Below are 24,951 nucleotides of genomic sequence, written 5' to 3' on the forward strand. Positions count from 1 at the left end.
ATGACGACACAATCCAGTCCTGTTATTACTGATATGAAAGTCATTCCGGTCGCCGGACATGACAGCATGTTGCTTAATATTGGTGGTGCACATAACGCATATTTCACCCGCAATATTGTGGTACTCACCGATAATGCCGGGCATACCGGCATTGGTGAAGCGCCGGGCGGAGAGGTGATTTATCAAACACTGGTCGGGGCTATTCCGATGGTGCTGGGCCAGGAAGTTGCGCGCCTGAATAAAGTGGTTCAGCAGGTGCATAAAGGTAATCAGGCAGCCGATTTTGATACCTTCGGCAAAGGTGCCTGGACTTTTGAATTGCGCGTTAATGCCGTAGCGGCGCTGGAAGCCGCCTTGCTTGACCTGTTAGGTCAGGCGCTGAATGTTCCGGTCTGCGAACTGTTAGGGCCAGGCAAGCAACGTGATGCTATTACCGTTCTCGGTTATCTGTTTTATATCGGTGATCGGACCAAAACCGATCTTCCTTATCTGGAAAATACGCCGGGCAACCATGAGTGGTATCAGTTGCGGCATCAGAAAGCGATGAACAGCGAAGCCGTTGTGCGTCTGGCGGAAGCCTCACAGGATCGCTATGGCTTTAAAGATTTCAAACTTAAGGGTGGCGTGTTACCTGGCGAGCAAGAAATCGACACTGTTCGTGCATTGAAGAAACGCTTCCCGGATGCGCGGATTACCGTTGATCCCAATGGTGCCTGGCTGCTTGATGAAGCCATTTCTCTGTGCAAAGGGCTGAATGATGTTCTTACCTATGCGGAAGACCCGTGCGGCGCTGAGCAGGGTTTCTCCGGTCGTGAAGTGATGGCGGAGTTTCGACGGGCGACCGGCTTGCCCGTCGCGACCAACATGATTGCCACCAACTGGCGCGAAATGGGTCATGCGGTGATGCTCAATGCGGTAGATATTCCACTTGCCGATCCGCACTTCTGGACGCTTTCCGGTGCAGTCCGCGTGGCGCAACTTTGCGACGACTGGGGGCTGACCTGGGGCTGCCATTCTAATAACCACTTTGATATCTCTCTGGCGATGTTTACCCATGTGGGCGCGGCGGCACCGGGTAATCCTACCGCTATCGATACCCACTGGATTTGGCAGGAGGGCGATTGTCGTCTGACCAAAAATCCGCTGGAGATTAAAAACGGAAAAATTGCCGTTCCTGATGCGCCCGGTCTGGGCGTGGAACTGGACTGGGAACAGGTACAAAAGGCACATGAGGCCTATAAACGTCTGCCTGGCGGTGCGCGTAACGACGCAGGCCCGATGCAGTACCTGATCCCCGGCTGGACCTTTGACCGTAAACGCCCCGTTTTCGGCCGTCATTGATTCTGAAAAAGGACATAAATATGAGTTCTCAATTTACGACGCCTGTTGTTACTGAAATGCAGGTCATCCCGGTGGCGGGTCATGACAGTATGCTGATGAATCTGAGTGGTGCACATGCACCGTTCTTCACGCGTAATATTGTGATTATCAAAGATAATTCCGGTCACACTGGCGTAGGGGAAATTCCCGGCGGCGAGAAAATCCGTAAAACGCTGGAAGATGCGATTCCGCTGGTGGTGGGTAAAACGCTGGGTGAATACAAAAACGTTCTGACGCTGGTGCGTAATACGTTTGCCGATCGTGATGCCGGTGGGCGCGGTTTGCAGACATTTGATTTGCGTACCACTATTCATGTAGTTACCGGGATAGAAGCGGCAATGCTGGATCTGTTGGGGCAGCATCTGGGGGTAAACGTGGCATCGCTGCTGGGCGATGGCCAACAGCGTAGCGAAGTCGAAATGCTCGGTTATCTGTTCTTCGTCGGTAATCGCAAAGCCACACCGCTGCCGTATCAAAGCCAGCCGGATGATCAATGTGACTGGTATCGCCTGCGTCACGAAGAAGCGATGACGCCGGATGCGGTGGTGCGCCTGGCGGAAGCGGCATATGAAAAATATGGCTTCAACGATTTCAAACTGAAGGGCGGTGTACTGGCCGGGGAAGAAGAAGCAGAATCTATTGTGGCACTGGCGCAACGTTTCCCGCAGGCGCGTATTACGCTCGATCCTAACGGTGCCTGGTCGCTGAACGAAGCGATTAAAATCGGTACATACCTGAAAGGTTCGCTGGCTTATGCAGAAGATCCGTGTGGTGCGGAGCAAGGTTTCTCCGGGCGTGAAGTGATGGCAGAGTTCCGTCGCGCAACTGGCCTGCCGACCGCAACCAATATGATCGCCACCGACTGGCGGCAGATGGGCCATACGCTCTCGTTGCAATCCGTTGATATCCCGCTTGCGGATCCGCATTTCTGGACGATGCAAGGTTCGGTACGTGTGGCGCAAATGTGTCATGAATTTGGCCTGACCTGGGGTTCACACTCCAACAACCACTTCGATATTTCCCTGGCGATGTTTACCCATGTTGCCGCTGCCGCACCGGGTAAAATCACCGCGATTGATACGCACTGGATCTGGCAGGAAGGTAATCAGCGCCTGACCAAAGAACCGTTAGAGATCAAAGGCGGTCTGGTTCAGGTGCCAGAAAAACCGGGGCTGGGTGTAGAAATCGATATGGATCAAGTGATGAAAGCGCACGAGCTGTATCAGAAACACGGGCTTGGCGCGCGTGACGATGCGATGGGAATGCAGTACCTGATCCCCGGCTGGACGTTCGATAACAAGCGTCCGTGCATGGTGCGTTAAGACAGAAAACCAAAACCGGCTCTATCTGGAGCCGGTTTGAGACTGATGCCAAACGCAAAATTGCCTGTTGCGCTACGTATCAGGGCTACATCATTTTTTAATTCATTGAATTTAATTGGTTTTGCAGGCCGGATAAGGCGTTAACGCCGCATCCGGCATAAACACAGGCACTTGTCACCAATCTGAAACCAGCGTCATAAAAATCCGGTTGCTACTCGACAAGACGTCCATTACCCGAGAATTTTGCTGGCTTCGCGCGCTACATTATCCATCTCGTCCAACAGTTCCAGCAGCTCCGGCTCCAAATCTTCTTCTTTAGTACCGCTACGTAGCTGTTGTTCGATCAGTTGGCAGAGATTCTTCATACGCGGTACACCGCTATAGCCGCAACTGCCATGCAGTTTATGAATCAAATCAACCAGGCCTTCCGGGTTTTCTCCAACCAGCTGTTCCTCAACTTTGTTGCGAACTTCAGGCAGGAAATCGAGTAACATTTGCAGCATATCGCGCGCTAAATCGGTTTTTCCTGCTGCCTGGCGTAGTGCCAGTTGCCAGTCGAGGGTCGCATTCGGGTTGACCACAATTTCGTTGACTTCGGGCGTCACGACGCGAGAGGAAATACCGCTGCCAGGCTTGTAGCGCAACAGCAAATTATGCAATCGCTCTTCTTCGATCGGTTTGGCGAGATAATCACTCATCCCCGCGCCAAGCAGTTTCTCTTTTTGCCCGGCCATCGCATGCGCCGTTACCGCGATAACCGGCGTTTGCTGCTGATGCGGGAGCTGGTGGATGAGCTCACATGCCCGAATGCCGTCCATGTCCGGCATTTGAATATCCATTAAGATTAAATCGAACGGCATCTGTTTCGCCCGTTCAACTGCCTGATGCCCGCTATCGCAAAGTTCCACATGTTGCACCATATCTTCCAGCAATGCGCCGATAAGTTTCAGGTTAGCGGGGTTGTCATCAACCGCCATGACTGTCATTGCCAGCTTACTTTCATCGGTTACAGGCAAAAGCGTGTTTTGTTTGTGATGATAAAATTCCGTCAGGGCAGGCAACAGGCGCGTAGGTGTTAATGGTTTCAGCAGACACGCGCCGATACCATCTTGCTTAAGTTTTTCAGCATTGACTTGTGCATGGCAAGGAAGTGCCAGCATCAGGAAATCGGTCATCGATACCGCTTTCGCTAATCGCTCATGTTGCATTGTTAGCGGCTCGCGGAAGGTCACCGCGATGCCTAACAACATCATGTCGTAATGCGCGGGAGGCAGCGCGGAGAACGTTGGGCTATAAACCACTTCCAGCGGCGTTTCACTTAAAATATCCAGCGTGCATTGTGCTGCTGCGGAGTTTGGTTCGACATAGGCCAGGCGCTTACCAGCGAGGCACTGGGTGGATGGCCCTTCGATAATAATGTTCGGGTTCAGATCGAGATTAATGTGGAACCAGAAAGTTGAACCACGATTCGGCAGGCTATGGAACGAAATATCACCGCCCATTTCATTAACCAGTTTTTGTGTAATCACCAGCCCCAGCCCGGTGCCACCATGACGGCGGGAAATACTGGCATCAGCCTGTCTGAAGGCCTGGAATAAGCGCGATTGATCGCGTTCAGGAATACCAATGCCGGTATCCCGAATCTGCACTTCAATTTGCACTTTGGTATTACTCAGCGCACGTTTTTCCACCAGAATATCGATGTTGCCATTCTCGGTGAATTTAATCGCGTTCCCCACCAGGTTAGTGATGATTTGCTGTAAACGTAGCGGGTCGCCAATCACGTTATCGGGGACGTCGCTCTTAATATTGAGCGTCAATTCCAGCCCTTTATCGTGGGAAGAGTGTGCCAGAAGGGTAACGACTTCATCCAGCGTGCTGCGCAGTGGGAACGGAATACTTTCCAGAATCAGCTTACCGGCTTCCAGTTTCGAGAAGTCGAGAACATCATTAATAATTGCCAGCAAATTATTTGCCGAACGTTCAATCGTATTCAGGTGATCGCGCTGCGTTGGTGTTAATTCTGTTTTCAGCGTCAGGCGGGTAAAGCCAATAACACCATTCAGTGGTGTACGCAGCTCGTGTGACATATTTGCCAGAAACTCGGATTTAATACGCGCCGCTTCCTGGGCGCGCTTTTTCGCCAGATCCAACTCAACGTTCTGAATCTCCATTTGCTCCAGCGTCTCACGCAGATCGGACGTCGCCTGGTCGATATTGTGTTGCATCTCTTCGTGATAAGCCGCCAGCGACATTGCCATCGAGTTGATACCGTTTTTCAGCATATCCAGCTCGCCGAGCATAAATCCTTCCACCCGGCTGTCGAGTTGCCCGCGACGGATGCGGTCGACGGTATTCACCATGTTGCGAATCGGACCGGTTACATCGCGCATTAAGCGCCAGCCAAAAATAAGCGCAATACCGATACAAAACAGCATCATCACGCTGGAAATAAAGATCTCTTTATATTGCTGCAAGCGAACCGATTTAAGATCCAGCTCAAGCGCAATATATCCCAACATATTTTGACTATTTTTGGCATCGCTACTGGGCGATTCGTCGGGGGAGTAACTCTCAGAAATAATCGGCGTGCGGAGGATCATAATATCGCCGTCACGAGTGACAGTGAGCTGGCGAGGAAACGGCACGTTGCTGCCGAGCTGCATTGATGAGGGATCAAGATGAAAATTGGAGGTGACAAAGAGTCGGTTATTTTCATCATAAACCGAAATCGCGCGAACAATATCAGAATGGCGACGATGCAGTACGCTTATTAACTGACCGATAGATTCGCGATTTTGCAGACTCATGCCATATTCAGTAGAAACTGCAAGCGGCTCAATAATGCTGGCACCGGCATCTTCCAGTTGACGCTGCAAGTCGTTATAGCGATGCACGACGAAAAAGATACTCAGCAATAAACCAATAAGGACGGTCGGTGCCAGGATCAGAATCATCATGCGTGCGCGCAGGCTGTAGTTGGTCATGGAGTTCCGTTATGGGACAATTAAGGTCACACTGTTAAATTGAGAAAGTCTCGCCAATGGCGCAATTCTACTCTGCAAAACGACGCACGACGACGCGTCAGATCATAACCGTTTCAGTCAACGACCTCGACTCTTTTGGTCAGGGTGTGGCGCGACATAACGGCAAAACATTATTTATCCCCGGATTATTGCCGCAGGAAAACGCGGAAGTTACTGTTACTGAAGATAAAAAACAGTATGCCCGCGCTAAAGTCGTACGCCGGTTAAGCGATAGCCCGGAACGCGAAACGCCACGCTGTCCTCATTTTGGCGTATGCGGCGGCTGTCAGCAACAACACGCCAGCGTGGATTTACAGCAGCGAAGCAAAAGTGCGGCACTCGCCCGATTAATGAAACACGAAGTCTCTGAAGTGATCGCCGATGTTCCTTGGGGCTATCGCCGTCGCGCGCGTTTAAGTCTGAACTACTTACCGAAAACACAGCAACTTCAGATGGGGTTTCGCAAAGCGGGCTCCAGTGACATTGTCGACGTTAAACAATGCCCCATTTTAGTGCCCCAACTAGAAGCATTGCTGCCCAAAGTCAGGGCATGCCTGGGCAGCTTACAAGCTATGCGCCATCTTGGTCATGTTGAACTGGTACAGGCAACCAGCGGCACGCTAATGATTTTGCGCCATACCGCACCGCTAAGTTCGGCAGATCGCGAAAAACTGGAATGCTTTTCGCATTCTGAAGGCCTGGATCTGTATCTCGCCCCCGATAGTGAGATACTCGAAACCGTCTCTGGTGAGATGCCCTGGTATGACTCAAATGGGTTGCGCTTAACTTTTAGCCCGCGCGATTTTATTCAGGTCAATGCGGGTGTGAACCAAAAAATGGTAGCGCGTGCGTTGGAATGGCTGGATGTGGAACCTGAAGATCGCGTACTGGATCTGTTCTGCGGTATGGGCAACTTTACACTGCCATTGGCGACACAAGCTGCCAGTGTGGTCGGTGTAGAAGGTGTTCCGGCGCTGGTGGAAAAAGGCCAGCAGAATGCGCGTCTTAATGGCTTACAGAATGTGACGTTTTATCACGAAAATCTTGAAGAAGATGTCACAAAGCAGCCGTGGGCGAAAAACGGCTTCGATAAAGTGTTGTTGGACCCGGCGCGAGCAGGTGCCGCAGGTGTTATGCAGCAAATTATAAAACTGGAACCTATTCGTATAGTTTATGTATCCTGTAACCCTGCAACGCTGGCTCGGGATAGCGAAGCGTTATTAAAAGCAGGATATACCATTGCGCGACTGGCGATGCTGGATATGTTCCCACACACGGGACATCTGGAATCGATGGTACTTTTCTCGCGCGTTAAATAGTTACGATTTGCCGATTTCGGCAGGTCTGGTCCCTAAAGGAGAGGACGATGGTTGCGGTAAGAAGTGCACATATCAATAAGGCTGGTGAATTTGATCCGGAAAAATGGATCGCAAGTCTGGGTATTACCAGCCAGAAGTCGTGTGAGTGCTTAGCCGAAACCTGGGCGTATTGTCTGCAACAGACGCAGGGGCATCCGGATGCCAGTCTGTTATTGTGGCGTGGTGTTGAGATGGTGGAGATCCTCTCGACATTAAGTATGGACATTGACACGCTGCGGGCGGCGCTGCTATTCCCTCTGGCTGATGCCAACGTAGTCAGCGAAGATGTGCTGCGCGAGAGCGTCGGTAAGTCGGTCGTTAACCTTATTCACGGCGTGCGTGATATGGCGGCGATCCGCCAGCTGAAAGCGACGCACACTGATTCTGTTTCCTCCGAACAGGTCGATAACGTTCGCCGGATGTTATTGGCGATGGTCGATGATTTTCGCTGCGTAGTCATCAAACTGGCGGAGCGTATTGCTCATCTGCGCGAAGTAAAAGATGCGCCGGAAGATGAACGTGTACTGGCGGCAAAAGAGTGCACCAATATCTACGCGCCGTTGGCGAACCGTCTTGGGATTGGGCAACTGAAATGGGAGCTGGAAGATTACTGCTTCCGTTATCTCCACCCGACCGAATACAAACGCATCGCAAAACTGTTGCATGAACGCCGTCTCGACCGCGAACACTATATCGAAGAGTTTGTCGGCCATCTGCGCGCTGAGATGAAAGCTGAAGGCGTTAAAGCCGAAGTGTATGGCCGTCCGAAACACATCTACAGCATCTGGCGCAAAATGCAGAAAAAGAACCTCGCCTTCGATGAGCTGTTTGATGTGCGTGCGGTACGTATTGTCGCCGAGCGTTTACAGGATTGTTATGCCGCACTGGGGATAGTGCACACTCACTATCGCCACCTGCCGGATGAGTTTGACGATTACGTCGCTAACCCGAAACCAAACGGTTATCAGTCTATTCATACCGTGGTTCTGGGGCCGGGTGGCAAAACCGTTGAGATCCAAATCCGCACCAAACAGATGCATGAAGATGCAGAGTTGGGTGTTGCTGCGCACTGGAAATATAAAGAGGGCGCGGCTGCTGGCGGCGCACGTTCGGGACATGAAGACCGGATTGCCTGGCTGCGTAAACTGATTGCGTGGCAGGAAGAGATGGCTGATTCCGGCGAAATGCTCGACGAAGTACGTAGTCAGGTCTTTGACGACCGAGTGTACGTCTTTACGCCGAAAGGTGATGTCGTTGATTTGCCTGCGGGATCAACGCCGCTGGACTTCGCTTACCACATCCACAGTGATGTCGGACACCGCTGCATCGGGGCAAAAATTGGCGGGCGCATTGTGCCGTTCACCTACCAGCTGCAGATGGGCGACCAGATTGAAATTATCACCCAGAAACAGCCGAACCCCAGCCGTGACTGGTTAAACCCAAACCTCGGTTACGTCACAACCAGCCGTGGGCGTTCGAAAATTCACGCCTGGTTCCGTAAACAGGACCGTGACAAAAACATTCTGGCTGGGCGGCAAATCCTTGACGACGAGCTGGAACATCTGGGGATCAGCCTGAAAGAAGCAGAAAAACATCTGCTGCCGCGTTACAACTTCAATGATGTCGACGAGTTGCTGGCGGCGATTGGTGGCGGGGATATCCGTCTCAATCAGATGGTGAACTTCCTGCAATCGCAATTTAATAAGCCGAGTGCCGAAGAGCAGGACGCCGCCGCGCTGAAACAGCTTCAGCAAAAAAGCTACACGCCGCAAAACCGCAGTAAAGATAACGGTCGTGTGGTGGTAGAAGGGGTCGGTAACCTGATGCACCACATCGCGCGCTGCTGCCAGCCGATTCCTGGAGATGAGATTGTCGGCTTCATTACCCAGGGGCGCGGTATTTCAGTACACCGCGCCGATTGCGAACAATTGGCGGAACTGCGCTCCCATGCGCCAGAACGCATTGTTGACGCGGTATGGGGCGAGAGCTACTCCGCCGGATATTCGCTGGTGGTCCGCGTGGTGGCTAATGATCGTAGTGGGTTGTTACGTGATATCACCACCATTCTCGCCAACGAGAAGGTGAACGTACTTGGCGTTGCCAGCCGTAGCGACACCAAACAGCAACTGGCGACCATCGACATGACCATTGAGATTTACAACCTGCAAGTGCTGGGTCGCGTGCTGGGTAAACTCAACCAGGTACCGGATGTTATCGACGCGCGTCGGTTGCACGGGAGTTAATCTTACATAGCTGGATATGGCGTCAGCCGTATCCAGCGATATCTTTTACTCGAAGGTATTACACCTGACGGACCCGCAATTTTCAGGATAATTCAATGAATCAAATCGACCGTTTGCTCACCATCATGCAGCGCCTGCGCGACCCGGAAAACGGCTGCCCGTGGGATAAAGAGCAGACATTTGCCACCATTGCGCCTTACACCCTTGAAGAAACCTACGAGGTGCTGGACGCCATCGCCCGTGAAGATTTTGACGATCTGCGCGGTGAACTGGGCGATCTGCTGTTCCAGGTGGTGTTTTACGCACAAATAGCTCAGGAAGAAGGGCGCTTTGACTTTAATGATATTTGCGCTGCTATTAGCGATAAATTAGAGCGTCGCCATCCGCATGTTTTTGCTGACAGTTCTGCCGAAAATAGTAGTGAAGTGCTTGCCCGTTGGGAGCAAATCAAAACCGAAGAGCGCGCGCAGAAAGCGCAGCATTCGGCGCTGGACGATATTCCTCGTAGTTTACCGGCTTTAATGCGTGCGCAAAAAATCCAGAAACGTTGCGCCAACGTTGGTTTCGACTGGACGACGCTTGGTCCGGTAGTCGATAAAGTCTACGAAGAGATCGACGAGGTGATGTACGAGGCGCGGCAGGCTGTTGTCGACCAGGCTAAACTGGAGGAGGAAATGGGTGACCTGCTGTTTGCCACGGTCAATCTGGCTCGTCATTTAGGGACAAAAGCGGAAATCGCATTGCAAAAAGCGAACGAAAAATTCGAGCGTCGTTTTCGCGAAGTGGAGCGTATTGTTGCCGCGCGTGGACTGGAAATGACAGGTGTTGACCTCGAAACAATGGAAGAAGTCTGGCAACAGGTAAAACGGCAGGAAATTGATCTCTAAGGGAATTACGTGGTCAAGCGCGATTTGTGTCATTTTTTAAATGACAAGCGCTTGATTTGCGTCAAAAACATTTACCCCAAAGGGGCTATTTTCTCACTCCTGATTTCAATAGTGCGCTGGCGAAGAGGAGGGATAATGAAAGTTTGTGGCACAGGTCATGTTCGGGTATACTGCTTTCCCGTCCTGGTTATTCCATCGTCTTTTCAACCTAACTTCTCAGGTTCAGCATGACAACGAACTATATTTTTGTGACCGGCGGGGTCGTATCCTCTCTGGGTAAAGGCATTGCCGCAGCCTCCCTCGCAGCCATTCTTGAAGCCCGTGGCCTCAATGTGACCATCATGAAACTGGATCCGTACATCAACGTCGATCCCGGTACTATGAGCCCAATCCAACACGGGGAAGTGTTCGTTACTGAAGACGGCGCTGAAACCGACCTGGACCTGGGGCACTACGAGCGTTTCATTCGTACCAAAATGAGCCGCCGCAACAACTTCACCACGGGTCGTATCTACTCTGACGTTCTGCGTAAAGAACGCCGCGGTGACTATCTCGGCGCAACCGTACAGGTTATTCCGCACATCACTAACGCTATCAAAGAGCGCGTGCTGGAAGGCGGCGAAGGTCATGACGTAGTACTGGTCGAAATCGGCGGTACTGTCGGTGATATCGAATCCCTGCCGTTCCTCGAAGCGATTCGCCAGATGGCTGTTGAAATTGGCCGTGAGCACACCCTGTTTATGCACCTGACGCTGGTGCCGTACATGGCAGCGTCAGGTGAAGTCAAAACCAAACCGACTCAGCACTCTGTAAAAGAGCTGCTTTCAATCGGTATCCAGCCTGATATCCTGATTTGTCGTTCAGATCGCGCCGTTCCAGCGAACGAACGTGCGAAGATTGCATTGTTCTGTAATGTTCCGGAAAAAGCGGTTATTTCTCTGAAAGACGTCGATTCCATCTATAAAATTCCGGGCCTGTTGAAATCTCAGGGGCTGGACGATTATATTTGTAAACGATTCAGCTTAAACTGCCCGGAAGCGAATCTGTCCGAATGGGAACAGGTTATCTTCGAAGAAGCGAATCCGGTAAGTGAAGTCACCATTGGTATGGTCGGCAAATACATTGAGCTGCCGGATGCATACAAATCCGTGATCGAAGCACTGAAACACGGTGGGCTGAAGAATCGTGTCAGCGTCAACATCAAACTGATCGATTCACAAGATGTTGAAACGCGCGGCGTTGAAATCCTCAAAGGTCTGGACGCAATCCTCGTACCTGGCGGTTTCGGCTATCGTGGCGTAGAAGGCATGATTACGACCGCGCGTTTTGCGCGTGAGAACAATATTCCTTATCTGGGCATTTGCCTGGGTATGCAGGTGGCGTTAATTGATTACGCTCGCCATGTTGCCAACATGGAGAACGCCAACTCTACGGAATTTGTGCCAGACTGTAAGTACCCGGTTGTGGCGCTGATTACCGAGTGGCGCGATGAAAACGGCAACGTTGAAGTTCGTAGCGAGAAGAGCGATCTCGGCGGTACCATGCGTCTCGGCGCACAGCAGTGCCAGTTGGTTGACGATAGCCTGGTTCGCCAGCTGTACAATGCGCCGACAATTGTTGAGCGTCATCGTCACCGTTACGAAGTCAACAACATGCTGTTGAAACAGATTGAAGATGCAGGTCTGCGCGTTGCGGGCCGTTCCGGGGATGATCAGTTGGTCGAGATCATCGAAGTTCCGAATCATCCGTGGTTCGTGGCTTGCCAGTTCCATCCGGAGTTTACTTCTACTCCACGTGATGGTCACCCGCTGTTTGCTGGCTTTGTAAAAGCCGCCAGCGAGTTCCAGAAACGTCAGGCGAAGTAAGTAAAAAAGTTAGAACGGCAACGCGTACCCTGGGTACGCGTTGTTTGTCTGGAGTTTCAGTTTAACTAGTGACTTGAGGAAAACCTAATGTCCAAAATCGTAAAAATCATCGGTCGTGAAATCATCGACTCCCGTGGTAACCCGACTGTTGAAGCCGAAGTACATCTGGAGGGTGGTTTCGTCGGTATGGCAGCTGCTCCGTCAGGTGCTTCTACTGGTTCCCGTGAAGCTCTGGAACTGCGCGATGGCGACAAATCCCGTTTCCTGGGCAAAGGCGTAACCAAAGCTGTTGCTGCGGTTAACGGCCCGATCGCTCAGGCGCTGATTGGCAAAGATGCTAAAGATCAGGCTGGCATTGACAAGATCATGATCGACCTGGACGGCACTGAAAACAAATCCAAATTCGGCGCAAACGCAATCCTGGCTGTATCTCTGGCTAACGCCAAAGCTGCTGCAGCTGCTAAAGGTATGCCGCTGTACGAGCACATCGCTGAACTGAACGGCACTCCGGGCAAATACTCTATGCCGGTTCCGATGATGAACATCATCAACGGTGGTGAGCACGCTGACAACAACGTTGATATCCAGGAATTCATGATTCAGCCGGTTGGCGCGAAAACTGTGAAAGAAGCCATCCGCATGGGTTCTGAAGTTTTCCATCACCTGGCAAAAGTTCTGAAAGCGAAAGGCATGAACACTGCTGTTGGTGACGAAGGTGGCTATGCGCCGAACCTGGGTTCCAACGCTGAAGCTCTGGCTGTTATCGCTGAAGCTGTTAAAGCTGCTGGTTATGAACTGGGCAAAGACATCACTCTGGCGATGGACTGCGCAGCTTCTGAATTCTACAAAGACGGTAAATACGTTCTGGCTGGCGAAGGCAACAAAGCATTCACCTCTGAAGAATTCACTCACTTCCTGGAAGAACTGACCAAACAGTATCCGATCGTTTCCATCGAAGACGGTCTGGACGAATCTGACTGGGACGGTTTCGCATACCAAACCAAAGTTCTGGGCGACAAAATCCAGCTGGTTGGTGACGACCTGTTCGTAACCAACACCAAGATCCTGAAAGAAGGTATCGAAAAAGGTATCGCTAACTCCATCCTGATCAAATTCAACCAGATCGGTTCTCTGACCGAAACTCTGGCTGCAATCAAGATGGCGAAAGACGCTGGCTACACTGCAGTTATCTCTCACCGTTCTGGCGAAACTGAAGACGCTACCATCGCTGACCTGGCTGTTGGTACTGCTGCAGGCCAGATCAAAACGGGTTCTATGAGCCGTTCTGACCGTGTTGCTAAATACAACCAGCTGATTCGTATCGAAGAAGCTCTGGGCGAAAAAGCACCGTACAACGGTCGTAAAGAGATCAAAGGCCAAGCATAAGTCTGACTTTATCTGATTTAAAAATGCCAGCCTTCGGGCTGGCGTTTTTTATGGTTGAGTTACCAACGACCGGACGCGCCGCCACCGCCAGAAGAACCGCCCCCGCCGCTAAATCCGCCGCCACTTGAGCCGCCACCGGAACCGCTGTTGTCTGAATGATAACTTCTACCAGATGCTTTTTTCTGAAGTACACATAAACAGGTAAAGACCATAATGGTGGTGAAAGTAAAAAAGAAGAAAAATACAGCAATGGAAAAAGTTTTATCGGAGAACAGGAATAAATCTAAAAGATAGATTGCTGAAATACAGACACTGCTTTTACATGCGCGACAAAAATTACTGCCTTGATGAAAAAACCAGAAAGGGAAGAACATCACTGCAAATACCCAAAAAATAGCAAAGTAGTAATGATCGCTGGAAGATGCTGATTCACTTTCTGAAGGATTAACCGAATATTGGTGTTGTGAAGTGAGTCGGTTATTCAAAGCGATTATAGCTAACTCTAATCCTTTAGCTAATTGTTGTTGTTTAAATGCGGGTATCATGTTGCTACGGATGATATCTCCAGCCAGAGCATCGGTTACCTTTTCTTCCAGTCCATAACCTACCTGGATGCGGACAGTGCGATCCGACCAGGCAACAATGATCAGTATCCCATCATTGCGTTTGGCATCTCCTAAACGCCAATTGTCAAAAACCCTTGCAGCATATTGTTCAATTGTCTCGTCTTTGGTTGTGGGAATAATTAATACAGCAATTTGTACTTGGGTATTATTGAAAATAGATTCTAGCTTGCGCGTCAGTTCTTTCTTTTCTTGTGAGTTTAAGCTACTCGTAAGATCCGTAACTTGTTGCTGTAATTGTGGGACAATAGTTGGTTGGGCTGCAACAAAGGAACACACGAGTGTGAATATTAGTATGAAATAGCGCATTATAAATGTCCTATTAAAGCTGGATAAATAAATTGACGGCGGTATCGGTAATTTGAGGTTCGTTATAATTAAAAATGAATACAGAAAAGATAAATATAATTTTGGTGAATGTTTTTGACATGATTAAATCCCTTTACTTTATTTCTTTCTGACATAATACGTCACTCCCTTTTATTATTAACGATATGTTTCGCATTTTTCTTTAAACCTGCCGGTAACAGAATGTTAATAAGACATGATTGTTGTGGCAGGATCTGCAATAATTAACAATTATCCACTTCACAGAGAATGCTATGCAGTACCCGATTAACGAGATGTTCCAGACCCTGCAAGGTGAGGGTTACTTTACCGGCGTCCCCGCCATTTTTATTCGTTTACAGGGATGTCCGGTTGGCTGTGCCTGGTGCGACACCAAACACACCTGGGAAAAGCTTGAGGATCGGGAAGTCTCCCTTTTCAGCATTCTGGCGAAGACCAAAGAGAGTGATAAGTGGGGGGCGGCGAGCAGTGAAGATTTGCTGGCTGTCATTGGCCGTCAGGGATACACCGCGCGTCACGTGGTGATTACGGGTGGTGAGCCTTGCATTCATGATTTGCTGCCGCTGACTGACCTGCTCGAAAAGAACGGTTTTAGCTGCCAGATAGAAACCAGTGGTACTCATGAAGTACGCTGTACACCGAATACCTGGGTCACCGTGTCGCCAAAGCTGAATATGCGCGGTGGCTATGAAGTGTTGTCACAGGCACTGGAGCGAGCCAACGAAATCAAACACCCAGTGGGACGCGTACGTGATATCGAAGCACTGGATGAATTGCTTGCGACGCTGACCGATGATAAACCGCGAGTCATTGCACTGCAGCCAATTAGCCAGAAGGAAGATGCTACGCGTTTATGTATCGATACCTGCATTGCGCGCAACTGGCGTTTGTCGATGCAAACGCATAAATATTTAAATATTGCCTGATTTGATTATGCATCATTGATATTTAACGTTCAGGATGAAAATAATCGCCCCGTTTTACAGGGGCGATGCAAGATAGTGACGGGATTATCGGTAGCGTTTTTGTAGACTGGCAGGAAGATAACGCTGTAATGGGGATGGCGTTTCACCTTCAATCAGTTGCGAAATAAGTTCAAAGCAGTGAAAAGCAAGTTGGCGATTATCCTGTTGTATTGTGTCGATTCTTACCGAAAGTGAATCATACAAGTAATGATCATCAAAACTCGCCAGGTGGATTTTACTGTCGAGTAAATTATATTGGCTCATATAGCGCAGAACGCCTTCCAGTAATCCACAAGCGGCAGTGAATAAGGCTTTAGGGGGACGTCCTAAACGAGCGCATAGCGCGGCAAACATTTCATAGCCTGAGCTCGGATGATAATTACCGTGAATAATCCATTCAGGTTGTAGCGTTACTCCGGCTTGCTGCAAGCCTTGTGTAAATCCTTCCAGTCGATCACGAGTCGGTGACAAACGGGGTTGTCCCCCCAGAAAATAGAATTCATCCGGGTGACTCCGTGCAATATCTGCCACCAGAGCGGCGGTGGGAGAAACAGAGTCAGTAATGACCAATGGCAATGTGCTGCCGTTCATGTGGCGATCGAACAACACAACAGGTAATTGCTCGCTAAGTTTTTGATAGTCATTATCATGCAGCATACTGGATGCGACGATTAACCCATCAACCTGGCGGGCAATCATATTGTTCACCACCATTGTTTCCTGTGAAGGATTTTCATCAGTACAGGATATGAGGAGTTGGACGCCCGCTTCCCGACACAATGTTTCCAGTTCATGGGAAAATACTGCAAATCCGTAGTTAGTGATTTCAGGAACGACGAGACCAATGGTATGACTGCGGTTGTCCCGTAATGAGCGGGCATGAATGCTGGGCTGATAATGCTGCTGTTGGGCAATACTCAGCACACGCTCACGCGTTTCCTGCGCAACACGTAACTCTTTGCCACGACCATTGAGAACCAGACTGGCGGTTGCTTTCGACACTCCCGCCAGTTCAGCAATGTCTTTAATAGTAACGCGTTTGGTTTTTCTCACGACGAGGATCCGTAATTCAAAACCCTCATTCTACCATGCAGGCGCGTAGCGACCAGTAGCGTAACGTGACGTCAGACTCACCCTGTAATATCAGCGAAGCTGGATGATGGGGAAAATAACGATTACTCATTACACCTTCACCATTATTGATGAATATCTCTACGCTGGAACTGTCACAGAGAATCTTCAGTGACGTTACGCTTCCTCGCCAGTAACGAGTTAGTTTCTCTTGCCCTGCAAGGCTTCTCCTCTGTAGTTGAATACCATCGTCATTAAGATGCAGTGCCAGCGCATTGCCAAAATTCAGATACAGCTCACCCGACGGAATGATGTCCATTTCCAGGCGTTCAATTTCGACATGCGGCGCATGATCCGCTTTTCCTTGCCAGAAGTGTTCAGCTTCACGCAGTTGCGCGAGTTCCCTGATTGGCATCTGAAACAATTTTCCCTTCTGGAATGAGAGTTCGCGAAAACAGGTCATTTGATGCTGCCAATGATGCTTTCTGGTTGGTTGCAACATCTCTTCGCCATCAGGAACCCCCATCCAGCCGACCAGCAATCGTCGCCCGTCCGGGGCTTCCATCGTCTGTGGTGCATAGAATTCAAATCCCGCATCCAGCTCTGAGAAAGCGCCATGCGTAAACTTGCCTGTCTCGTAATCAAACTGTCCATGTAGCCAGGCGCAGGGATAAGTATTCAGATAGCGCTCATGTTCGCGCGCCATTCCCTGGGGGCAGCAGAGGAGAATGTATTCACCATCAAGGGCGAAAAGATCAGGACATTCCCACATGTATCCTGCGTTATCTATTTCATTCAGACCATTACCAGCAATTTCTCCATGAAAAGACCAGGTATAGAGATCGACAGAGGAATACAGCAGTACTTTCCCCCGTTTCTCTTTATCTTGCGCGCCAAGCACCATGTACCATTGGCTGTTGTGCTTCCAGACTTTTGGATCACGAACATGTCCGGTGTAACCATCAGGTAACGGTATGACAGGGCCTAGTTTATCAAACCCGCCCTGGTTATTTTCGGTGGCCAGACATTGCCATGCTGTTCTGCTGCCATCATCAAACTTAACATTACCGGTATAGCAAAGTGTGAGAACGCCCTGATTATTAACCGCGCTTCCTGAGTAACAACCATTACGGTCGTACTCTTTATCGGGCATTAGCGCTAATGGTTCATGCTGCCAGTGCAATAAATCCGTCGAACTCCAGTGCCCCCAACATTTGTACTTATGATCACAAGCCAGTGGATTCCATTGATAAAACAGATGATAGCGGCCTCCAGACCAACAAAAGCCATTTGGATCGTTCATTAGTCCGGTGACTGGAGCGAGATGCCAACAAGGATAGTGGGCATCTGCCAGTGCTTTGGACTGACCTTTCATCACTGCCTGTAAAATCGCGGGCATTTGTGAAGGCATCGACATTACTCCTCGTCCGTTTTGTATTTGAGTAATAAAGAGAGGCTAAAAGCGACAGCGAAAGCAATCACCATTCCAATAATATAATTAACCAACGATGTTGGCTGAACGATTGCCATGCCGGGTATTGCGGTCAGACCAACGGCAGTCATATAAACGTGAACAGAGACAACCCAGGCACCGCCGGCAGCGCCACCAATTAAGGCCGCAATAAAAGGTTTAACAAAACGAAGGTTGATACCAAAAATAGCGGCTTCAGTAATCCCTAACATTGCGGAAAAGGCCGAGGGTAGGGTGATTGCTTTAATTTTTGTATCTTTGGTTTTAAACCATACCGCCAGACATGCACCGCCTTGCGCAACGTTTGCCATTGCCCAAATAGGCAGCAGGAAATTAACACCGATTGCAGGGTTACCTAAAAGTCCTGCTTCAATTGCGTGGAAGCTATGATGAATACCCGTAATAACAATCGCTGAATATAGCCCGCCGAATAACAACCCTGCTAACCAGCCTGCGTGTGCAATCAGCGTGCTGAGAACGAAAGAGATACCGTCACCTAACGCTCGTCCTGCCGGACCAATAATCAAAAGAGCGATAAAGCCAGAAATGACGACAGTCAGAAATGGCGTCAGAATGAGATCCAGAGCATCAGGGATAAACCTGCGTAACTGTTTTTCCACTATGCTCATAAACCATACTGCCAGAAGCACGGGGAAAACCGTTCCCTGATAGCCAATCATGGCGATTTCAAAACCGAAGAAGTTCATTGTCTGAAATCCCGCAGCAACGCCCCAGGCATTTGTGAGTGCCGGGTGAGTCAGAATCCCTCCTAATGTCGCGCCAAGATAAGGATTTCCACCAAATTCACGAGCAGCAGTAAAGCCAATAAGGATGGGGAGAATAATAAATGCGGCTGAACTGCACATATCCAGCAGGATATAAATCGCATTATCGGCATTCACCCAGCCATATGTTTTCACCATTCCCAGAAGCCCCATTAATAAACCAGAAGCAACAATGGCTGGAATGATGGGGACAAAAATATTAGAAAGTAGCCGTGCTATTCGCTGAAAAGGATTGAGTTTTTGAGCGGCGAGTCGAGCGGTATCTGCTTTACTGGATTCGCTAATACCTGCAACCTGAATAAAGGCAGCATAGACTTTATTAACCACGCCGGTGCCAAAGATGATTTGCATTTGCCCTGAATTACGAAAACAACCTTTCACTCCATCAATCTGGCCAATGGCATGTTGATCGGCAAGTGTGTCGTCAACCAGTACCAGCCGTAGGCGAGTGGCGCAATGTGCTGCACTGGCGATGTTCTCCTTACCACCTAATAAAGGAAGCAACGATTGGGCGATTTTATCGAAATCCATATAACCCTCTAATTCATTGTTATTTCAGTAAAAGCCTCACATCCGTGAGGCTGTCTGGTATTAAAACCAGGTTTCCATTTGGACACCAAAATTCCACTCTCCGCCAGTATTGAAACCACTGCTGCCGAAAGCATCATTGCTGGCAAAATCATCAAGTTTGCTGCTCCAGTCCATCCAGGTGGCAAACAGGCGAAGCTCCGGACGGCTAAAGAAATTATTGATATCGTTAGCTTTTAGAGTTGGAGCAAAGGTGAGTTTATAGAAGCTGCCGTTTACGGCGTTGTGGTTTTGATACCCCTTTGGCTTCAGATCCATATATTGATAGCTACCCTCAAAGGCCAGAGCAAAATTCTGTGTTACCTCTTTGATCAGACGTGTATTGAAGGTCACCCATTCGTAGCTATCGCCTTTGACGTAACGATCTTTACTGCTTTGTGCGAGAATTGCTGGCGCAACATACCAACCGCTTCCCAGAGGTGTTGTGCCGTAAGATGCGAAGCGCCAGGTATTCGCCTCAGACAGCAGAGCGCCATCGGAGCCAATCCCTTTGACTTCCGCACCCAGGCCATGGCCATATAGCAGTGCTGTTTTTGCCGTCCCTTCACGCAGGCCATAGAAAGTGTCATTGTGCAGACCAACTAACGCATGTACGCCAGTATTTGCAGCATCAGTTTGAATGAGATCACCATTGGCATCTTTTCGATCATCATTATCTTTTGCCCGTAATCCGCTAACCATCAACTGGAAGGGGCCTGCATAATGATTCATGGTGAGGATGTAGTTCTGAACGTTATTGTCGATATCATCAAGATCGCCGAAATTACGTCCGTAGAGAGAAAAGTTACTGCGGAATGTCTCGTTCCATTTTACGTCATAGATACCGCCGCCCGTTCCCGCTAAAAATACGACATCGGAGTCTAACCAGTGAATATCAAAATTGTCGCGATCAAAGCGTTTACCAGCCCAGACAGTACTGTCTTTGAATGCTCCGGTAAAACTTGGTAATGCGCCCAGTTCGGCAAAAGCCTGTCGGATATTCAGGTTACTGGAGCCGCCAGTCCAGTCGTTGTAATCTCTTTGTCCGTCAGCCAACATTGCTTTAAAGCGTGTGGTCGCACCGTTATCCAGTGTTTGTTTATGTTCTACATTTAACTCGACATAGGTATCGGCTTCATTTCCCAGACGGCCAACAGCTCCACCAGTTTCACCTGCGGGAGTCAGATACGGCCCACTTTTGCTACTGGAAGCGGCATCATTCATCAGTAACCCGGAACGGGCATAGCCATGAAACTCAAAACCACTGTTTTCTGCGGATTTCTGTTCGAGCTGAACTGTTCTCTGTGCTACTTCTTGAGTTGTTAGCTGATTTTGTTGTTGTGTTTCAGCCAGTTTCTGAACCTGTAATTCAGCTGTTTTGGCCCTTGCTTCTGCCGCCTGGGCGCGGGATTCCGCATTTTTTAAACGTTGTTCCAACGCCGCCAGTCGAGATTCGATACTGCTAATATCCGTTTGCGCATGTACCGTTGTAGCACCGGTCAGCAAAGCAATTAACACTGCCAAAGTTGTTTTTTTATACATAATTTGTCGCGTCCCATCAGAGAATTATAAAAATTGCTAAAATGCTAAACCGGTTTAGGTGTTGATAATAAAGCTGACTTTTTAGCCAGAGCAATTATTTTCGCTAAACCGATTTAGTAAATGTGACAGGCACGACAAATCGGGTTACAGATACAACAGCAGGATCACTATTGTGAAGGGAGATCGTGTTGTCGGGGTAAGGCGGTCATCGCGCCTTTAGCCGTGGTCGCCAGAGCACCACAAATCTGAGCTTGTGCAATGATTCGTTCAAGCTGTCTGGTATTTGTTGGTATTCCAGAATCAGCCAGACCGGCAAGTAATCCAGCGACAAAAGCATCTCCTGCCCCGGTCGTATCGACGACAGAAACAGGTTTGGCGGGATAGTGGATAAACTGCCCCTGAAAATACACAAGTACGCCATTTTTTCCTTGTGTAATAAGCAATAAAGTCAACGGATAACGTTGTACTAATGAATATGCGCCTTGCTGAACCTGGCTTTCGTCACTGATGAATAACAACTCTTCTTCGGACAATTTAGCGATATTCGCCAGCGAAAGCGCACGATCAAGGTATTTCCTTAACAGCGCTTCACTCTGCCAGAGATCGCTGCGGATATTGGGATCAAAACTGATGTTTCCGCCAGCCTGACGTATTTTCTCCATAGCCAGAAATGCGGTACTTCGGGAAGGTTCTGCACTGAGCGCAATGGAACAAAGATGGAGCCATTCACCCGGCCCAAATGCAGGAAGGTCATCAGGTTGTAAAAAAAGATCGGCACTTGGGCGTACCATAAAGGTAAAGTTTCTTTCTCCTTGCTCATCAAGTCCTACAGCCACAATTGAGGTGCGATGTTGAGGATCAAGAGACATATAACGTGTATCAACATTTTCTGTACTCAGTGTTTGATACATAAAGCGACCGAAAGGATCATCGCCAACTTTGCCAATAAAGGCACTTTTCCCCCCCAGCCTTGCGATACCGACTGCAACATTAGCAGGCGCCCCACCAGGACACTGTAGTAGTCTCCCCTGGCTTTCGGGTAATAAATCAACAACCGCATCACCGAGTACCCATACTCTTGTGCTCATAAAGGCTCCAATATACTAATTGCTAAACTAATTAAATCGGTTTAGCAATTAAAGCATAAACGCTGCTCAGGAGAGAACAATATTCAGCAGTGGTTACCCGGTATTTTGTAGTGGAAACGTGAATATGCCGGGATTAATCATCTACCCGGCACTGTTTATCTCACTTACGCATTCGACCAGCTCTGGATCGAATCCGCATTCCCCAATTCCCCATGCATCACTTCATACGATTTTTTCAGGATCACATCAGTATGTTTGGTTAGGTCTTTGAAAATGCCTTTATTCATCGCGTCGTAGCGTTTGGCATTGCTCTCAATCGGTATGAAGATATCTTTCACGCGAACCATTTTATCGACAGCCGTTGTGTAATCCGGGTATAGCCCCAGACCTACCGCCGTATTGATCGCAGCCCCCAGACTTGCACAACCGTTAATGGCGTTTCGGCGTGCCGGAAGGTTGAACACGTCGGCAAAAATCTGCATAAACAGATCGCTGTTCGAACCGCCGCCAGTAATGATCACATGCTTTGCAAAGTGATTCATTTCATGACACATATTGTCGTAATTATTCTTCAGCGTCAGCGCCACGCTTTCCAGTATCGAACGATATATCCATGCGTAATCCATGCTGGAATCAAAACCGATCATAATCCCGCGTTTGTACGGTTCCCACGGATTGGTCAGCCAGTCCAGCACCGTCATCAGACCATTACAGCCAGGCGGCACGCAAGACGCTTTTTTGTTGAGCAAATCTTCCGGTGAAAGATCCTGTGCTTTGGCATCCTGAATTAACGACTCGCCTAACATGTCGCGCAGCCAGCTCACCGTCCACATGCCTTTGCGAATACCGTAACCTTCATACAGCAATGTTTGCGGAATAGAAGACATAATCGGCCAGTACGCCACCGGATCTTTCGGCAGTGCTTTGCCGTTCATCATCAACGCGATATAGGTGCCAAGAGAAATTACCGCCGTTTCATCATCCAGTAACCCGGCTCCCAGAGCTTCTACCGGTTTATCACTGGTGGTACAAACAACCGGCAGCCCAGCCGGGAAATGTGTCGCCAGCGCAGCTTGTGGTGTGATATGCCCAAGAATGGTGCCCGGCATTTGCACGTCAAAAAGCATCTGGCGGGGGATATTAAACTTTTCCATTACCGTAGCATCTTCGCTCCATGCCCAGCTCTTATAATCCACCGGCCACTGACCAAAATAGTTGGCGATATTGTCTTTAAACTCGCCGGTTAAGCGATGTGTCAGATAACCCGAAAAAGAGGTGACATAGGCCACGTCAGGATTAGTGTGTTCGTAAGGGCGTGTAACGCGTGCATCCTGCCAGCTAATCAACGGCGCGGCTGGCGTACCATCGGCTTTCAATAGCGCACGGCAGCAACGGATTGAGCCCAGGCCAATGCCGACAATATCTTCTTTATTCCCGGCAAACTGGCTCATCAAATCGTGACTGGCAAAACATAGTGATGCCCATAAATCATCGTCAGGATGTTCTGCGGTATCGGCATCTGGCGTGTGCATCGGCTGCAATAAGCCTTTGCCTTCGCAAACCACATTACCTTCCAGATCGTACATCACCACTTTTGTGCTCTGACTTCCGCCATCAATCCCTATGATGTATTTTTTCGACATGATTTTTCTCCTGTAATTTTCCTGGCTTACTTGCTGCTAGCCATTGCGGGGGCGCTATCAGCAGTACGAATTTTTTGGAACAGCAAAAAGGTAAAGATGATCACCATGCCAAGCGCCGCCATGCCCATTAGCCACATGTTGCGATAGGCTTCTGCAGCGGGCAGGGTGTCTTGCCAGTAGCCGATAATCGGGTAAACGAAGACATCCGGCAGGAATCCAATCACCGAACAAATACCTACCGTGGTGCCCATAATGTAAGACGGTGTTCTCGCTTCGCCAGGGCAGGCCCAGTACAGCCCGCGTGAGGCGTAACAGGTGAATCCCAGTAATAAAATCAAGCCAATCCCCATCGCGACCGATTGCGGGTTAGAGTTCGTGACGAGCAGGGCTGTCAACGCCAGCAAACCGATGATGGAAAGGATTTGGACCACGCGGGTAGGGGATTTCACTTTACTGTAGGTGGTGATAATGCCGCCAAGTGGGCCGCACAGCGCGCGGAAGATTTTGTTGATCACAATCCCCATGTAGCTCGCCGCCACCAGCGACATGCCGTACATTTCGGTCAGATAGTTGGTGGAGTAACTCAGAATGGCGTAGATGGTGAAGACACCAAAAATCACCATGCTGCAATACCAGGTAGTGCTGATGCGCAAAACGGCCAGGATGTCGCTAAGCTGGAATGACTGTTTTTCTTCGTTATTGGCACTGCGTAGGTTGTTGTTATCGCTAACAAAAAACCAACACAAAATGCCCAGCAGAATGTAAACCACACTATAGATAATAATGACCGTTTTCAGGCTGGCGCTGTCATCCGGTGCAAAGCGAGAAAAGACCCACATGGTAAACACCGCCAGCGACATTACACCGACGCCGCGCAGCCCTTCCATCCAGCCCATAATTTTCCCTTGCTCGCTATGATCGCCCAGCAACGATGCGGCTTTAATCGACACCGACCACAGCATTAAAATCGTCGTTATCGCAAAGGCGACCTGAATACAGAGCATTACCCACAGCGGTGGATATGTTGCCATTAACAGACCCAGTAATCCGGTAATGATCATCGCGGAAGTAATCATTTTGCGATGTGAAAATTTATCGGCAATAACGCCGCTAGGGGCATAGAAAATAATGGCCGCAATACCAAAGGTACTCATTATTAAACCTATCTCGGTATTGCTGAATCCCATAAATTTTGCCATGGGAATTTGATAAATATAACGTAAATAAGCCAGGTCGAAACTAACGCCGCCGCTAAAACTAATTATCGCGAGGGTTATCCAACGGCGATATGAGTTGTGTTGCATATCGTATTCCCATTTGTAATAGACAAAAAAAAGAGAAAAGTAAGCCGCCCTTTCAGGTGGATTACTTTTCTCAGGTC

17 protein-coding genes and 1 pseudogene are annotated in these 24,951 nt (G+C 49.3%); 8 read left to right on the forward strand and 10 right to left on the reverse strand.

The features are described from left to right. Together ACJHX4_RS20900 and gudD are read left to right on the forward strand one after the other, a co-directional pair. On the forward strand, positions 1-1,341 hold the full coding sequence (locus ACJHX4_RS20900; protein ID WP_000211784.1) for an enolase C-terminal domain-like protein: 1,341 nt from the start codon (positions 1-3) through the stop codon (positions 1,339-1,341). A gap of 20 nt (positions 1,342-1,361) precedes the next feature. Beyond that, positions 1,362-2,702, forward strand: coding sequence for a glucarate dehydratase (gudD, locus tag ACJHX4_RS20905; RefSeq protein ID WP_000098246.1), 1,341 nt, complete (start codon positions 1,362-1,364; stop codon positions 2,700-2,702). 230 nt (positions 2,703-2,932) lie between these two features. On the opposite strand, the gene barA is transcribed toward gudD, so the two are convergent. Next, complete coding sequence (gene barA, locus ACJHX4_RS20910) at positions 2,933-5,689, reverse strand: two-component sensor histidine kinase BarA (RefSeq protein WP_000186432.1); 2,757 nt, start codon at positions 5,687-5,689, stop codon at positions 2,933-2,935. A 56-nt stretch (positions 5,690-5,745) separates the two neighbouring features. Between barA and rlmD the strand changes: the two genes are divergently transcribed. The 5 genes from rlmD (at position 5,746) to eno (ending at position 13,467) form a co-directional block, all read left to right on the forward strand. Next, positions 5,746-7,047 (forward strand): 23S rRNA (uracil(1939)-C(5))-methyltransferase RlmD, encoded by a 1,302-nt coding sequence (rlmD, locus tag ACJHX4_RS20915; protein WP_000046817.1) that lies wholly within the window; start codon positions 5,746-5,748, stop codon positions 7,045-7,047. 47 nt (positions 7,048-7,094) lie between these two features. Beyond that, entirely contained in the window at positions 7,095-9,329 is a 2,235-nt protein-coding gene (relA, locus tag ACJHX4_RS20920) for a GTP diphosphokinase (protein WP_000226815.1), read from the forward strand. A 95-nt stretch (positions 9,330-9,424) separates the two neighbouring features. Then, positions 9,425-10,216 carry a nucleoside triphosphate pyrophosphohydrolase gene (gene mazG, locus ACJHX4_RS20925; RefSeq protein WP_001071631.1) on the forward strand — a complete coding sequence of 264 codons (792 nt, stop codon included), beginning with the start codon at positions 9,425-9,427 and terminating at the stop codon, positions 10,214-10,216. Between the two features lie 227 nt (positions 10,217-10,443). Next, positions 10,444-12,081, forward strand: coding sequence for a glutamine hydrolyzing CTP synthase (gene pyrG / locus ACJHX4_RS20930; protein ID WP_000210878.1), 1,638 nt, complete (start codon positions 10,444-10,446; stop codon positions 12,079-12,081). An 87-nt stretch (positions 12,082-12,168) separates the two neighbouring features. Continuing rightward, the gene (gene eno, locus ACJHX4_RS20935) at positions 12,169-13,467 is read left to right on the forward strand and encodes a phosphopyruvate hydratase (RefSeq protein WP_000036723.1); all 1,299 of its coding nucleotides are present in this window, start codon (positions 12,169-12,171) and stop codon (positions 13,465-13,467) included. 59 nt (positions 13,468-13,526) lie between these two features. Here the strand turns inward: eno and ACJHX4_RS20940 are convergent, their stop codons facing one another. Together ACJHX4_RS20940 and ACJHX4_RS20945 are read right to left on the reverse strand one after the other, a co-directional pair. Then, positions 13,527-14,399, reverse strand: a complete 873-nt coding sequence (locus ACJHX4_RS20940; RefSeq protein WP_001268442.1) for a TPM domain-containing protein — start codon at positions 14,397-14,399, stop codon at positions 13,527-13,529. A gap of 13 nt (positions 14,400-14,412) precedes the next feature. Further along, a pseudogene (locus ACJHX4_RS20945) lies at positions 14,413-14,554 on the reverse strand (hypothetical protein). A gap of 138 nt (positions 14,555-14,692) precedes the next feature. Between ACJHX4_RS20945 and queE the strand changes: the two are divergent. Next, the gene (gene queE / locus ACJHX4_RS20950) at positions 14,693-15,364 is read left to right on the forward strand and encodes a 7-carboxy-7-deazaguanine synthase QueE (RefSeq protein WP_001199974.1); all 672 of its coding nucleotides are present in this window, start codon (positions 14,693-14,695) and stop codon (positions 15,362-15,364) included. A gap of 84 nt (positions 15,365-15,448) precedes the next feature. Here queE and ACJHX4_RS20955 read toward each other — a convergent pair whose 3' ends face one another. From ACJHX4_RS20955 to ACJHX4_RS20985, 7 genes are all read right to left on the reverse strand, one after another. Beyond that, positions 15,449-16,456 carry a LacI family DNA-binding transcriptional regulator gene (locus ACJHX4_RS20955; RefSeq protein ID WP_001232702.1) on the reverse strand — a complete coding sequence of 336 codons (1,008 nt, stop codon included), beginning with the start codon at positions 16,454-16,456 and terminating at the stop codon, positions 15,449-15,451. Positions 16,457-16,481: 25 nt separating this feature from the next. After that, the gene (locus ACJHX4_RS20960) at positions 16,482-17,891 is read right to left on the reverse strand and encodes a sucrose-6-phosphate hydrolase (RefSeq protein ID WP_012896831.1); all 1,410 of its coding nucleotides are present in this window, start codon (positions 17,889-17,891) and stop codon (positions 16,482-16,484) included. Beyond that, positions 17,891-19,261 (reverse strand): sucrose-specific PTS transporter subunit IIBC, encoded by a 1,371-nt coding sequence (locus ACJHX4_RS20965; protein ID WP_000344912.1) that lies wholly within the window; start codon positions 19,259-19,261, stop codon positions 17,891-17,893. The genes ACJHX4_RS20960 and ACJHX4_RS20965 overlap by 1 nt, the downstream gene beginning before the upstream one ends. Positions 19,262-19,321: 60 nt before the next feature. Further along, positions 19,322-20,839, reverse strand: a complete 1,518-nt coding sequence (locus tag ACJHX4_RS20970) for a carbohydrate porin (RefSeq protein ID WP_000277210.1) — start codon at positions 20,837-20,839, stop codon at positions 19,322-19,324. Positions 20,840-21,006: 167 nt separating this feature from the next. Beyond that, positions 21,007-21,927 (reverse strand): aminoimidazole riboside kinase, encoded by a 921-nt coding sequence (locus ACJHX4_RS20975; protein ID WP_000107665.1) that lies wholly within the window; start codon positions 21,925-21,927, stop codon positions 21,007-21,009. A gap of 164 nt (positions 21,928-22,091) precedes the next feature. Continuing rightward, positions 22,092-23,570, reverse strand: a complete 1,479-nt coding sequence (locus ACJHX4_RS20980) for an FGGY-family carbohydrate kinase (RefSeq protein ID WP_000039736.1) — start codon at positions 23,568-23,570, stop codon at positions 22,092-22,094. Between the two features lie 26 nt (positions 23,571-23,596). Further along, positions 23,597-24,874 (reverse strand): MFS transporter, encoded by a 1,278-nt coding sequence (locus ACJHX4_RS20985; protein ID WP_001164534.1) that lies wholly within the window; start codon positions 24,872-24,874, stop codon positions 23,597-23,599. Positions 24,875-24,951 lie beyond the last annotated feature (77 nt).

It is taken from the genome of Escherichia sp. WS2035 (genome assembly GCF_046487065.1).
GTDB lineage: Bacteria > Pseudomonadota > Gammaproteobacteria > Enterobacterales > Enterobacteriaceae > Escherichia > Escherichia coli.

Excerpts from the sequence above, each read along its gene's own strand:
- ACJHX4_RS20900 (WP_000211784.1), top strand. The coding sequence starts at position 1 with ATGACGACACAATCCAGTCCTGTTATTACTGATATGAAAGTCATTCCG.
- gudD (WP_000098246.1), top strand. The coding sequence starts at position 1,362 with ATGAGTTCTCAATTTACGACGCCTGTTGTTACTGAAATGCAGGTCATC.
- barA (WP_000186432.1), bottom strand. The coding sequence starts at position 5,689 with ATGACCAACTACAGCCTGCGCGCACGCATGATGATTCTGATCCTGGCA.
- rlmD (WP_000046817.1), top strand. The coding sequence starts at position 5,746 with ATGGCGCAATTCTACTCTGCAAAACGACGCACGACGACGCGTCAGATC.
- relA (WP_000226815.1), top strand. The coding sequence starts at position 7,095 with ATGGTTGCGGTAAGAAGTGCACATATCAATAAGGCTGGTGAATTTGAT.
- mazG (WP_001071631.1), top strand. The coding sequence starts at position 9,425 with ATGAATCAAATCGACCGTTTGCTCACCATCATGCAGCGCCTGCGCGAC.
- pyrG (WP_000210878.1), top strand. The coding sequence starts at position 10,444 with ATGACAACGAACTATATTTTTGTGACCGGCGGGGTCGTATCCTCTCTG.
- eno (WP_000036723.1), top strand. The coding sequence starts at position 12,169 with ATGTCCAAAATCGTAAAAATCATCGGTCGTGAAATCATCGACTCCCGT.
- ACJHX4_RS20940 (WP_001268442.1), bottom strand. The coding sequence starts at position 14,399 with ATGCGCTATTTCATACTAATATTCACACTCGTGTGTTCCTTTGTTGCA.
- queE (WP_001199974.1), top strand. The coding sequence starts at position 14,693 with ATGCAGTACCCGATTAACGAGATGTTCCAGACCCTGCAAGGTGAGGGT.
- ACJHX4_RS20960 (WP_012896831.1), bottom strand. The coding sequence starts at position 17,891 with ATGTCGATGCCTTCACAAATGCCCGCGATTTTACAGGCAGTGATGAAA.
- ACJHX4_RS20965 (WP_000344912.1), bottom strand. The coding sequence starts at position 19,261 with ATGGATTTCGATAAAATCGCCCAATCGTTGCTTCCTTTATTAGGTGGT.
- ACJHX4_RS20970 (WP_000277210.1), bottom strand. The coding sequence starts at position 20,839 with ATGTATAAAAAAACAACTTTGGCAGTGTTAATTGCTTTGCTGACCGGT.
- ACJHX4_RS20975 (WP_000107665.1), bottom strand. The coding sequence starts at position 21,927 with ATGAGCACAAGAGTATGGGTACTCGGTGATGCGGTTGTTGATTTATTA.
- ACJHX4_RS20980 (WP_000039736.1), bottom strand. The coding sequence starts at position 23,570 with ATGTCGAAAAAATACATCATAGGGATTGATGGCGGAAGTCAGAGCACA.
- ACJHX4_RS20985 (WP_001164534.1), bottom strand. The coding sequence starts at position 24,874 with ATGCAACACAACTCATATCGCCGTTGGATAACCCTCGCGATAATTAGT.